General features: G+C 62.7%; 13 protein-coding genes. 6 read left to right on the top strand and 7 right to left on the bottom strand.

Features of this window, described 5'->3' with window-relative positions; translation table 11 throughout:
* Positions 1-99: 99 nt before the first annotated feature.
* The 5 genes from CIT31_RS17495 (at position 100) to CIT31_RS17475 (ending at position 4520) form a co-directional block, all read left to right on the top strand.
* On the top strand, positions 100-618 hold the full coding sequence (locus CIT31_RS17495) for an RNA polymerase sigma factor (protein ID WP_065009856.1): 519 nt from the start codon (positions 100-102) through the stop codon (positions 616-618).
* On the top strand, positions 615-1400 hold the full coding sequence (locus CIT31_RS17490; protein WP_095519642.1) for an anti-sigma factor family protein: 786 nt from the start codon (positions 615-617) through the stop codon (positions 1398-1400). Before CIT31_RS17495 ends, CIT31_RS17490 begins: the two co-directional genes overlap by 4 nt.
* A 259-nt stretch (positions 1401-1659) precedes the next feature.
* Positions 1660-2766 carry a peptidase C39 family protein gene (locus CIT31_RS17485; RefSeq protein ID WP_095519917.1) on the top strand — a complete coding sequence of 369 codons (1107 nt, stop codon included), beginning with the start codon at positions 1660-1662 and terminating at the stop codon, positions 2764-2766.
* The gene (locus CIT31_RS17480; protein WP_095519641.1) at positions 2763-4226 is read left to right on the top strand and encodes a RimK family protein; all 1464 of its coding nucleotides are present in this window, start codon (positions 2763-2765) and stop codon (positions 4224-4226) included. The genes CIT31_RS17485 and CIT31_RS17480 overlap by 4 nt, the downstream gene beginning before the upstream one ends.
* A gap of 21 nt (positions 4227-4247) precedes the next feature.
* Positions 4248-4520, top strand: coding sequence for a DUF3303 domain-containing protein (locus CIT31_RS17475; RefSeq protein WP_029354458.1), 273 nt, complete (start codon positions 4248-4250; stop codon positions 4518-4520).
* A gap of 23 nt (positions 4521-4543) precedes the next feature.
* Here CIT31_RS17475 and CIT31_RS17470 read toward each other — a convergent pair whose 3' ends face one another.
* The 3 genes from CIT31_RS17470 to ygfZ all read right to left on the bottom strand — a co-directional run bounded on the left by CIT31_RS17470 (position 4544) and on the right by ygfZ (position 8238).
* A complete protein-coding gene (locus CIT31_RS17470; protein WP_095519916.1) occupies positions 4544-6679 on the bottom strand; it encodes a putative bifunctional diguanylate cyclase/phosphodiesterase in 2136 nt (711 codons plus the stop codon).
* Positions 6680-6745: 66 nt separating this feature from the next.
* Positions 6746-7378, bottom strand: coding sequence for an HD domain-containing protein (locus CIT31_RS17465; protein WP_095519640.1), 633 nt, complete (start codon positions 7376-7378; stop codon positions 6746-6748).
* The gene (gene ygfZ, locus CIT31_RS17460) at positions 7378-8238 is read right to left on the bottom strand and encodes a CAF17-like 4Fe-4S cluster assembly/insertion protein YgfZ (RefSeq protein WP_095519639.1); all 861 of its coding nucleotides are present in this window, start codon (positions 8236-8238) and stop codon (positions 7378-7380) included. The genes CIT31_RS17465 and ygfZ overlap by 1 nt, the downstream gene beginning before the upstream one ends.
* Before the next feature lie 83 nt (positions 8239-8321).
* Between ygfZ and CIT31_RS17455 the strand changes: the two genes are divergently transcribed.
* Positions 8322-9653 carry a dihydroorotase gene (locus CIT31_RS17455; RefSeq protein WP_095519638.1) on the top strand — a complete coding sequence of 444 codons (1332 nt, stop codon included), beginning with the start codon at positions 8322-8324 and terminating at the stop codon, positions 9651-9653.
* Between the two features lie 124 nt (positions 9654-9777).
* On the opposite strand, the gene CIT31_RS17450 is transcribed toward CIT31_RS17455, so the two are convergent.
* The 4 genes from CIT31_RS17450 to CIT31_RS17435 form a co-directional block, all read right to left on the bottom strand.
* The gene (locus CIT31_RS17450; RefSeq protein ID WP_165778485.1) at positions 9778-10581 is read right to left on the bottom strand and encodes a hypothetical protein; all 804 of its coding nucleotides are present in this window, start codon (positions 10579-10581) and stop codon (positions 9778-9780) included.
* A gap of 102 nt (positions 10582-10683) precedes the next feature.
* The gene (locus CIT31_RS17445; protein WP_029354447.1) at positions 10684-10941 is read right to left on the bottom strand and encodes a hypothetical protein; all 258 of its coding nucleotides are present in this window, start codon (positions 10939-10941) and stop codon (positions 10684-10686) included.
* 307 nt (positions 10942-11248) lie between these two features.
* Positions 11249-11626: a TIGR02301 family protein gene (locus tag CIT31_RS17440; protein ID WP_095519636.1), complete on the bottom strand. Its 378-nt coding sequence runs from the start codon at positions 11624-11626 to the stop codon at positions 11249-11251.
* Between the two features lie 48 nt (positions 11627-11674).
* The gene (locus CIT31_RS17435; RefSeq protein WP_095519635.1) at positions 11675-12094 is read right to left on the bottom strand and encodes an NUDIX hydrolase; all 420 of its coding nucleotides are present in this window, start codon (positions 12092-12094) and stop codon (positions 11675-11677) included.
* Positions 12095-12107: the final 13 nt, after the last annotated feature.

The following is a 12107-nucleotide window of genomic DNA, read 5'->3' as shown; positions in this document are numbered from 1 at the left end:
TGGGTGACCAGGGCGGCGGACCGCTTCGCGCTGGCCGCTTGCGCCGCGCCGCGAAGGCGCGTTCAATCGGATGAACAAGGCACCTCAGAACCAGCGGTCATGGACGAAAAGAAGGCAGCAATCCTGGGCGAAATACCGCGCCTGCGCCGATATGCGCGCTCGCTGCTGCGTGACCGCGATTCCGCCGACGATCTCGTTCAGGACTGTCTCGAGCGGGCGCTTGTGCGGCTCGACAACTGGCAGACTGGAGAAAGCCCCAGGAGGTGGCTGTTTACGATCATGCATCATTTGTTCATCGACCAGATGCGCAAGGTGAACCGGCGTGGCGAAGCCGCGATGCTGCCGCTGGAAGCGGGCGAAGCGCAGGCAGCACCCGCCGAGCAAGTGGAGAGCATCGCCTCGCGCGAGATTATCGACGCGTTGCAGGCGATCAGCCCCGACCGGCGCGCGGCACTGGTCATGGTCGCCATCGAAGGCTTTTCCTATGCCGAGGCCGCGACCATCCTCGGCGTGCCGGCCGGCACGCTGATGTCGCGCATCGCGCGCGGGCGTGATGAGTTGCGCGGCCTGCTGGATGACGCCGCGCGCCGCCGGGCGATAAGGATCGTCGAGAAATGACCCGGCGCGATTTTTCCGAACGCGACATCCACATGGCGCTCGACAGCGAGTTGCCGGGCGACGAGCGCGTGGCGTATGACGCCTGGCTCGATGCCAATCCTGAATTGAAGGCGAGAAGCGCCCGCTACGTCGCCGACCGCGCAGCCCTTCGTGCCGCTTTCGCCGGCGTGCTCGACGAGCCGGTGCCGGCGCGGTTGCAAAAGATCGTGTTCGGCGAGGCGCCGGTCAAGACGGCGGCATCGCGCTCGCGCTGGTGGCTGGCGGCTGCGGCGGTGCTGGCCATCGGCGGTGTTGGTGGTTATGTCGCCGGCATCGACCATCTCGGTCTGGAAGAACCGGCCGAGGACCAGCTCGCCGAGCAGGCGATCGCAGCCCATGTCATCTATGCCGCCGAGCAGCGGCATGCGGTGGAAGTGCCCGCCAGCGACAAGGATCATCTGCAGACTTGGCTGTCCAACAGGGTCGGCCTGAAGCTGGTCGCACCGGATCTGGCGGCGGAAGGGTTCCAACTCGTCGGCGGCCGGCTGCTGCCTGCTGGCGAGAGCAAGGCTGCGATGCTGCTTTATGAGGACGACAAGGGCGAGCGCATCTCGCTGTTCGTCACGGCTGAATCGGCCGAGAAGGCCAAGGGCACCTACGGGTCGGAAGAGAACGGCCCCGAGGCCGTCTACTGGCTGGATGAGGGCTATGGCTGCGCCGTCGTCGGCTCGCTACCGCGCGCGCAGCTGACTGCCGTGGCGAAGAGCGCCTACAGCCAGCTTCTGGCCGGGCTGGCCAGCTGACGACCCAATTTTCAAAGCTTGCGCCTACAGCGCCGCGCGTCCTTTGGACGCGCAAAGGACCACTGTAGCACTTTAATTTTGCGCATGATCCTTCCGAAAATCGATTTCGATTTTCGGCGTCATGCGCCCGCCGAAACTGTCACAATTCGGCCCGAATCGAAGTGCGATAGCGCTTGACGGATGCTGGCGCTTCGGCTGTGTTGTCGACACTTCTGACCAGGGTCTTTTCCACAACCCAATCGAGGTTTTCCGAGCCCGCATGCCTGCCGAGATTCGCAAGGCCCGCGCGTCCGACGTCGATGACCTCGCCGTCATCGAGAAGGCTGTTTTCTCGAGCGACCGCATATCCCGCCGCTCCTTTCGCCAGCTGATCGAACGCGAAAGTGCCGAGCTACTGGTTGCCGAAAGCGACGGCCGCGTCGCCGGCTATGCGGTCGTGCTGTTTCGCAAAGGCAGCGGCGTCGCGCGGCTCTATTCCATCGCCATCGGTCCCTTTTTTGGCGGGCTCGGCATTGGCCGCATGCTGCTGGCATCGGCGGAGGAGACCGCCTTCGAACACAACCGCATGATGCTGCGCCTCGAGGTGCGCGAGGACAACAGCCGAGCCATTCGCATCTACGAGCAGAGCGGCTACCGCAAGATCGGCCGCGAACCGGGCTATTACGAGGACGGCGCCACGGCGCTGCGCTACGAAAAGACTTTGCGCGGCGACATTCCGGTCGCCACCAAGGTGCCGTTCTACCAGCAGACCTGCGAATTCACCTGCGGCCCGTGCTGCCTGATGATGGCAATGGCCAATTTCGAGCCCGGCTTCGTGCCCGACCCGGTCATGGAAATCCGTTTGTGGCGCGAGGCGACCACCGTTTTCATGATGTCGGGGCCTGGCGGCTGTGAGCCGTTCGGCCTCGCCGTTGCCGGCCACGAAAGCGGACTCTCTGCCGAGATATATGTCTCCTTCCATGGCGCGCTGTTCCTGCAGTCGGTGCGCAGCCAAGACAAGCGCCGGGTGATGGAACTGGCGCAGGTCGACTTTCGCCGGCGCGCGGAACTTTACCGCATCCCGGTGAATTACCGTCCATTCGCCATAGACGATATCCGCACCGCGATCGCCGAGGGGAAACTGGTGTTGGTCCTGATCAGCGGCTTCATGATGTTCGGCAAGAAGGTTCCGCACTGGGTGCTGGCCATCGGCGACGACGGCGACCATATCCTGATCCACGATCCCTGGGTCGAAGACGAGAGACAGGAGACCATTCTTGATGCCGCCAATATTCCCGTGCCTTACGGCATCTTTATGAACATGGCGCAGTTCGGCCGCGACGGATTGCGTGCCGCCATTACCCTCGGAAAGCGCGACAGACAATGACCTGGGTCATCCTTACCGGCCGGCAGAACGATCTCGATCAGGTGGCGACACCGCACAAGATCATCACCAATCGCGACTACCTTGCCCATCCGGCGCTGTTTCGCGGCCAGCGGCCGAAGGTTATCAACCTGTCGAACAATTACGGCTATCAAAGCCGCGGCTACTATGCCTCGCTGCTCGCCGGCTCGCGCGGACACAAGGTCATCCCGACGGTCGAGACGATGATCGACCTGTCCGAGCGCAAGCTCTACGATCACGCGCTGCCGGAGCTGGAACTCGCGCTCAACAAGTGCCGCAAGGATCTGGGCGGCGCCTTTCCGCAAAAAGTCTGCATCTTCTTCGGCATCGGCCCGTCGAGGATATGGGATCGCTTTGCCAAGCTTTTGTTCGATTGGTTTCGCGCGCCGGCACTGGAAGTCCACATCACGGACAGCTCCGAATGGGCGTCGATCCGCAAGATCGGCTTCCATCCGCTGGCCAGGATGACCGAGGAGGAAGAAAAGCGCTTCCTTCAGTGCCTCGAGACCTACACCAACCGCGAGTGGCGTGACACCAAAGGCCGCACGCCGGCGCGCTACACCTTCGCCACGCTGGTCGATCCGCACGAGGAGTTGCCGCCATCGGAGATCTCGTCGCTGCGCTACTGGGCCAAGATCGCCGAAAAGATGGGCGTCGAAATCGAGCCGATCACCAAAAAGGATTTGGCCAAACTCGCCAACTACGACGCGCTGTTCATCCGCGAGACCACTTCGATCTCCAACCACACTTATCGCTTCGCGCGCCGCGCCCAGCAGGAAGGCATGCCTGTCATCGATGATCCGCTGTCGATGATCCGCTGTACCAACAAGGTCTACCTTAACGAGCTGATGACCTACAACAAGGTTCCGGTGCCACCGACGGTGATGATCGCCGGCACCTCGGATCTCGAAATCGCGGCGCAGACGCTGGGCTTTCCGCTGGTGCTGAAGATCCCGGACTCGTCGTTTTCACGCGGCGTCAAGAAATGCGCCACCTTCGAGGAGCTGAAGACGCTAGCCACCGAATGGCTGGAGGATTCCGATCTCTTGATCGCGCAGAAATTCATTCCGACCGAATATGACTGGCGCGTCGGCGTGCTCGGCGGCCAGCCTCTGTTTGCCGTGCACTATCTGATGGCCAAAAAGCACTGGCAGATCGTCAACCACAAGGCCAACGGCAAGCCCGACCAGGGCGGCATCAAGACCTTTACCTTGAAAGAGGCGCCGGCCCATGTCATCGAGACGGCGGTGAGGGCCGCGCGCTGTATCGGCGATGGCCTCTACGGGGTGGACCTCAAGGAGACCAAGGACGGTGTCTTCGTCATCGAGGTCAACGACAATCCCAACCTCGACCATGGCTGGGAGGATTCCGGCGAAAAAGATGAGGTCTGGGTGCGGCTGACGCAGTGGTTCCTGGAGCGGCTCGACCGGCCGGGGCGATAATCATCCGAGTGGGGGACAGAGATGCTGTTTTTTGTGACCGAGGATTTTCGCGGCTGTGATCGCAAGGAGATCTACCGTCGCTTCCGCGACCAGGGCCGCCTGAAGCCGGACGCGCTTCTTGTGCACCACAGCTGGATCGCGGCGGATATGAGCCGCTGCTTCCTGCTGGTGGAGGCCGATGACGTCACGCTCCTGCAACAGTGGGTCGTCGAATGGGCGGATCTGGTCGAATTCGAGATCGTTCCTGTGGCGACGAACAAGGACATGGTGGAGGCATTGAGCGGACACCTTTGACTGGCTCGTCTGGCCTGTCGCACTTAGCCGGATTGCCTGATCGCGGCGCGCGACTTCGGCAGGGGATTGATGTCCGCCGCCTTCGACGGTGCGCCGATCAAATAGCCCTGGGCCTCGACGCAGCCTTCCCTGCTCAGGAACTCCAGCTGAGCTTCGGTTTCGACGCCCTCGGCGGTGACGGTGATCCCAAGTTGGGCACCGAGGCCGATGACCGTCCGCACGATCGCGGCCGTGTCGCGCTTGTCGATGTCGCGAATAAAGGAGCGGTCGATCTTGATCTTGTCGACCGGGAAGCGGCGGAGATAGCTGAGCGACGAATAACCGATGCCGAAATCGTCCAGCGCGATACGGATGCCGAGGTCGCGCAACTGGCTGAGCGTCTTGAGCACGGTATCGCTCTCATCCATCAGCACCGTTTCGGTGATTTCCAGTTCAAGCCGATCGGCCGGCACGCCGGAAAATGCCAGCGCGGAGATCACGCTGCGGGCAAAGGTGCCGCTTTTGATCTGCACAGCCGAGACATTGACCGCGATACGCAGCCCATCCGGCCAGCCCGCCGCAACTGTGCAGGCGTTCCTCAGCGCCCATTCTCCCAGCGGCACGATCAGCCCAATCTCTTCGGCGACCGGGATGAAGTCGTCTGGCGGCACCAAGCCGCGTGCCGGCGAGTGCCACCGCATCAGGGCTTCGGCGCCGACGATTTCGCTGGAAGCGATGTTCATGATGGGTTGGAAGTCGAGCTCGAATTCCTGCCGCCGCAGCGCTGCCTCCAGATCGGTTTCGAGTGCGCGTCGTGCCCGCACCATCGCATCCATGCCTGGCTCGAAGAAGCGATAGACGTTGCGTCCTTCGCTTTTCGCCCTGTAGAGGGCCATGTCGGCGTTTTTCAGCAGCGTGTCGGCATCCCTGCCGTCATTGGGGAAAAGGGCGATGCCAAGGCTGATGCCGATATGCATGTCGCGGCTTTTGTCGCGAAACGGCCTTCCGATGATGTCGACAATGCGTCTTGCCAGTTTTTCCGCGTCGCCGGCACCTTTGGTATTGGACTGGATGATAACGAACTCATCGCCGCCGAAACGAGCGACTACGTCCGTTTCGTTGCGTAGGCAACGTTGCAGCCGCTCGGCCACGCATTTCAGCAGCCAGTCGCCGGCCGGATGCCCCCAGGTGTCGTTGACGGCCTTGAAGCGATCGAGGTCGAGCGAGAATATCGCCAGGTCCGTGGCCTCATCCAAGGCCTGATCGAGCCGTTCGCGGAACATTGAGCGATTGGGCAGGTTGGTCAGCGTGTCGTGATGCGCAAGGTGGGTCATGCGCTCTTCGACGCGGCGGCGCTCGGTAACGTCGTCGAAGGTTGCGACCCATCCGCCGCCACTCATCGGCCGTCGCACGACCAAAAGGGTTCTGCCATCGGCAAGATGGCGGTAGGTCGACCTTATTTCTCCGGCTTGAAGGCAGGCCGCGGTTTTCGAGATTTCGCTGTCGATGTCGATTTCTGCATAGAGACCCAGGCGGACGAGTTGCTCGAGCGCGTCGCGGTGGCCCATGCCAAGCGGAATGTCGGCCGGCGTCACGTGGTAGAGTTCCAGGAAACGTTCGTTGCGCACGATCAGCCTGCCGTCCGAGTCATACATCAAAAGGCCTTGCGACATGTTGGCGAGTGCTGCGTCGAAACGGCGGTGCTGCTCCTTCAGTTCCTGTTCGGCACGCCGTTGCTCGGTGATGTCCTCATAGATCGACACCCAGCCCCCTGAAGCAAGCGGCCGGTGCGAGATGTTAACTATGCGCCCATCCGACAGCGTTTCCTCATAGGTCGAAGGTTTCGCCTGGTCGATATAGGGCTTGCGGATGGCATAAAGTTCTTCGGCGCTGTGCGAGGCGACGCCGATGTCGACGCTGTGCTGGAGAATGTCGAAAAACCGGATGCCGGGCCGCACGATCTCGGCGTCGAGGCAGAAGATGCTGATATAATTGCCGTTGCAGATGATCATGTGCTCGTCGGCATCGAACATGGCCAAGCCATGCGACATGTTCTCGACGGCGGCCGAAAAACGATCATTCTGTTTGCGCAGTTCGTTTTCTATCCGTCGCGGCAGGCCTATGCCTTCGGCCCTCCGTCCGCGGACGGGCGAACCAGCCTTGGCATGAGTGACGGACATGAGGCGCGCCTGCAGACCGTGATCGAACACGGTACTGTTGTCCTTTCCGGTTAATTTACCGTTTTTTCAGTCGGCCGGCTGCACTGTTTGGCGCCGCCATTTCTCGATCGCCGCATACCGTTCGAGGAACGCGTTTTGCGCCCAGGTCACCGAACGCGGTGTGAAATCGAAGCGGTTGGCATTGAAGCCGCGCGGCCGGCCGAAGAATTCGGTCGCCTCGGCGGTCGAAAAGCCGGCAAGCAGCGTCGCCTCGAAATAGGCGGCGATCTGGTCGGCGCGCTTGATCTCCTTGCGCAGGCCCGCGCTAGGTTCGACCGGCAGCGAAAAGCGCAGATGGATGGCGCGCTGCAGCCTCAGCTCGCACTCCTTGTAGCTGCCGCCCATCACCGATTTGAACGGTGAGATCATGTCGCCGATGACATATTCCGGCGCGTCGTGCAGCAAAGCCGCCAGCCGCGCGTCGGCCGGGGCGTCTGGCACCAGCTCGCCGAAAAGCGCCTCGACCAGCAGCGAATGCTGGGCGACGGAAAAGGCGTGGTCGCCGCTGGTCTGGCCGTTCCAGCGGGCGACGCGGGCAAGCCCCTGGGCGATGTCCGAAATCTCGATGTCGAGCGGCGAGGGGTCGAGCAGATCGAGCCGTCGGCCCGACAGCATGCGCTGCCAAGCGCGCGGCGGTGCGCCGGCACGGTCGGCCGCCATCAGGTCTCCTCCGCGCCGACAGGTTGCTGCGGGAAGGTGAACTTCGCCCAGGCAGGGATGGCGAGCGACACAGGGACGTCTTCCGCCATGATCGGCTGGCCGGCGTCGAGCGCTGCCTTGACGCGGTCGATACGGGCTATGGCGAGGCCTGCCGTGCCGGCGGCAGTGCCAAGCGTGCCGACCGGTCGCCCGGAAACTGTCAGTTCGGCGCCAGGAGCGGGCAGGGGCCGTTCGGCCGAAACGATCAGCACCCGCCGTCTGGCGGTGCCGCGATGCTGCATGCGCGAGACCACCTCCTGGCCTACATAGCAGCCCTTCCTGAAGCCGACGCCGCCGGTCTCGTCGAGCAGCACATCATGGGGGAAGGCGTCGCCGAGCGGATAGTCGCAGCCGCTTTCGGCAATCCCATGGGCGATGCGCAGAGCCTGCCATGCGGCCGGGTCGCCGCCCTCACCCGTGCCGCCATAACAGCGCGTCACGGACGCGTCGCGGAACCGTGCATCGGCAACCGGCGTTGAATCAGATTGCGAAGTGGTTGAATCACTTCCCCACGCGACGGTGACAAGCCCCTGATCTAACTTGGCGATCTCGACCTTGGCGCGCAATTTGTAGAGCATCAGCCGGCGCATGAAATCGTCTGATATATCGGCTCGGCATTCTAGGCGGAAGGAATTCTCGCCAGCGCGGGAGATCAGGAAGTCGAACAGGATCTTGCCTTGCGGCGTCAGCAAGGCGCCAGGTTTTGCTTCGCCCGCAGCCAGTGCGTCGAGGTCGGTGGTCAGAATGTTCTGCAAAAAAATCTCGGCATCCGGGCCTGACACGGAAATGAGGGCACGGTCTTTCAACTGGGCAAAGGGCATGGGCGGAAAAAGAACCTGATGTTGCAAAACAGTCGGCCATTACGTAAGCCGCTGACACTCCCCCCGCAAGAGACCGGATCAGCATGGCCACGACCTACAACCTCATCCTGACAGGCGGCACGGTGGTCAACCACGATGGCGAGGGCCGGCGCGACATCGGCATCAACGGCGGGCGCATCGCCGCCATCGGCGATCTCGGCCAGCCATCAGCCGGCGAGACGGTCGACTGTCGTGGCCTGCACATCCTGCCCGGCGTCGTCGACAGCCAGGTGCATTTCCGCGAGCCAGGGCTGGAGCACAAGGAAGATTTGGAGACAGGCTCGCGGGCAGCGGTGCTGGGCGGCGTCACCGCCGTCTTCGAGATGCCCAACACCAACCCGCTGACCACCAGCGAAGCAGCCCTTGCCGACAAGGTTCGGCGCGCCACCGGCCGCATGCATTGCGACTTTGCTTTCTGGGTCGGCGGCACCCGCGACAATGCCGGGGATGCCGGCGAACTGGAGCGGCTACCCGGTGCTGCCGGCATAAAAGTATTCATGGGCTCGTCCACCGGCAACCTTTTGGTCGAGGACGATGAGGGCGTCGCCTCGATTCTGAGGAATACGCGCCGTCGGGCCGCCTTTCATTCCGAGGACGAGTTCCGGTTGCGCGAGCGGCTGAGTGAGCGCATCGAGGGCGATCCGTCCTCGCATCCGGTGTGGCGCGACGAGATCGCCGCCTTGCGCTGCACCGAGCGCCTGGTGCGCATCGCGCGCCAGGTTCGCGCCCGGATTCACGTGCTGCACATCTCGACCGCAGAGGAGATCGCCTTCCTCGAACAGCACAAGGACGTCGCGACCTGCGAGGCGACGCCGCATCACTTGACGCTGAGCCTGGACGATTATGCGCGGCTTGGCACGCTGATCCAGATGAACCCACCGGTGCGCGCATCGCGCCACCACGACGGCATCTGGCACGGCATTGCACAAGGCATTGTCGATGTGCTGGGTTCCGACCACGCCCCCCACACGCTGGCGGAGAAGGCAAAACTCTATCCTGCCTCGCCGTCCGGCATGACCGGCGTGCAGACACTGGTGCCGATCATGCTGGATCACGTCAATGCCGGCCGGCTGACGTTGCAACGTTTCGTCGACCTGTCCAGCCACGGTCCGCAGCGTATCTTCGGCATGGCCAGGAAAGGCCGCATCGCCGCCGGCTACGACGCCGATTTCACCATCGTCGATCTGAAGCGCCGCGAAACCATCACCAATGCGCAGGCCGGCTCCAAGGCCGGCTGGACGCCCTATGACGGCAGAGAAGTAACCGGGTGGCCGGTCGGAACAGTCGTCCGCGGCCGCCGCGTGATGTGGGAAGGCGAGATCGTCACGCCAGGGCAGGGCAAGGCTGTGGAGTTTTCCGAGGCGCTGCCGGTCTAAAGCGGCGGACTTTCAAATCGATCGGACCACCGGTCTATCTCTTTCTTTGAGCATCGGCTTTCCCAAAGCGGGGACCCACTCCGATGCTCTAAGCGGGCTTGAGGGTAGGAAAGGGCAATGCCGCTCAATCCCCGGCGACGAAGAATGTCCACTGTCCGTCCGGCGTGATGCCGACGCGGTAGAAGATGTAGGCGCCGAACTGCTTCATGCTGTCATAGTCGCCGGCGGTGACGATCTTGAATAGCTCGACCCGCTGCCTGGCGTCGAGCTTGTCCAGCGGCAGCGCGAAGAAATATGGCCAGACATAGAGCTCCTGCGGCGTGCCGGCATCGACATGGACATAGCCGGCACTGAGCACCTCTTCCAGGATGGCGAGGATCTCCTGGCCTTCCGTGTCGCCCGAAAGACTTTTCAGGAAGGTGATCGGGTCGCCTTCGATCTCGCTCAGCGACAATTGGGTCATCGTATCGCCCTGGCCGATCAACGGCCGGAGCTTTTCGATGTCGCCGCTCTTGCAGGCCTCGAGGATCAAATCGTGCATGCGCCTGACCGGCTCCGGCAGCTTGCCGAGATCGTAGACGACCTCGGGCAAGGGTTCATCCGGATCGGCTTGCGGATTGGCCATGCCACCATCGTCTTTTGGCCCTTCCGGTTCGACCTGTTCCCGCTCGTCGGGGGGCCTCGGCAGGTTGGTCGCAGGCGGTGTCGTGCCGAGCGGATCGGGCATCGGCACCGCGGTTCCGGGCGGCGACATGTCGTCATCGGCGGGCGGCGTGACTGGCGAGGGCAGGTCCTCGCGCTTGATTTCACTCAGCGCATAAGCAGGGCTGCTTGCGAGGCAAAAAGCCAGAGGGACCGCGGCGCAAAAAGCGACGAGCCGGATGCTGAGGGCCAAGCCACGCGGCTGGCCTGACGTCGAAAAATTCACCGCCTGCCTCTCCATGATTCCGTCCAGATGCCCAGGCCCGCCCAGGTGCCCGGGGCATGACCGCCCAAGCGGCACGCCGTCGTCAAAGAGCCTGATGCCGGTTCAGTGCCGCAGCCGTCCTGGTTCGAAGGCCCCGGCTATCACCTTTTCACGCATGCGGTCGAGCAGGGCAAGGGCCGAGGTCTCGCCATTGGCGCGCAGCATTTCACCGAACGCCGTTTCAAGGGCCGCCTCGGCGATGATTTCCGGCTCGATTCCAGCCGAAAGCCCTTCCGCCCAGGCCTCGCTGTGGCTTTCCACGGCGGTCAGGCGCTTTTCTTCCCTGACCAGCGCGTCGATGTCGTTGACGGCATGTTCCATTGCGATGTCCACCCTTTTCAAGCGGCGATCCGGCAGATGCGGATCAGGCTTGGGCTGTCCCTTTTACACGCAGGTTAAGTAAGTACTTGTAAATACGACATTTCTAGGGTCGTTTCGACAAGGGCTCGTCACGTTTTGCAAACCTGCGTTCGATCCGATTCAAACTTAGCCGATTAGGCCGGCGAGCGGGATGAAAACCTTCAGTTTGAGTTAATTCCGCATCCGCGCCGTAACGTTTCGTTAATACCGTTGCAAAAGTGCAACACAGGGATGAAGGCGCCACCGGACACGCAGCGAGGTGTCAAGGTCAGTTGCCGTAGCGCGAGGCGATGTCGCGCGAGAGCGTCTCGCCCTCCTTCATATAGCGGCTGATGGCTTCGGTCGCCGAGGCGGTACACTGCGTGTAGGTGCCGCCGAAGGAGCGGTAGCCGCGGTTGAAGCTGGCGATGAAGCGGGCGCGCCGCTCCGAGTCCGGATTTTCCGAAGCAATCAGCTTCTCCATCTCGACCCGCCACTGGTCGCCCTTCTCGCCGCACAGATTACGCAGGAAATGCAGCGATCCAAGCACCTCCGCCAGCCGCATCAGCTTCGGCTCGAACGGCGACTCGGCGGCCAGAGCCGGCCGCGCCCCGAATGCCGTACTGGCGGCGAGGCAAGCTGCAAGGAAAAGCGATGCGCGGATCATGAGTCTATGTGGCCAAACAATCTGTCGACTGCAAGGCGATTTTGGAGGTTACGCCCCTGCATTCCTGAGCAATTCTTCGGCAACGGCAAACACCGAAGCGGCAAGCGGCAGCGCCGTCATTTCGCTGAGCGTATAGAAGGCGGCGTTCTCGGCGTCGTCGCTGGCCACGGGCTCGCCGCCGGCATAGGTAGCGCCGAACACCGTCAGCAGATAGTCGACCGGGTGCCCGTCGCTGCCGCCGTCGATGTGGATTTCCCGAAGTGCGCGGTAGTTGTGCGCATGCAGCCCGGTTTCCTCCAGCAATTCGCGTTGCGCGGCTTGTTCCAGCGTTTCGCCGACCTCGACCTTGCCGCCTGGAAACGCGTAAAATCCTTGCGAAGGCTGCCGCGCCCGCTTGACCAGCAGCACCGTGTCGCCGCGGACAATGGCGACCGAGACAGCCGGCAGAATCTTGCGCATTTCGTCCATGGATCTCCGATCG

The organism is Mesorhizobium wenxiniae, from assembly GCF_002284535.1.
Classification (GTDB): domain Bacteria; phylum Pseudomonadota; class Alphaproteobacteria; order Rhizobiales; family Rhizobiaceae; genus Mesorhizobium; species Mesorhizobium wenxiniae.
The sequence above is the reverse complement of the archived record's forward strand: the minus strand, read 5'-3'. Positions and strand labels throughout refer to the sequence as shown.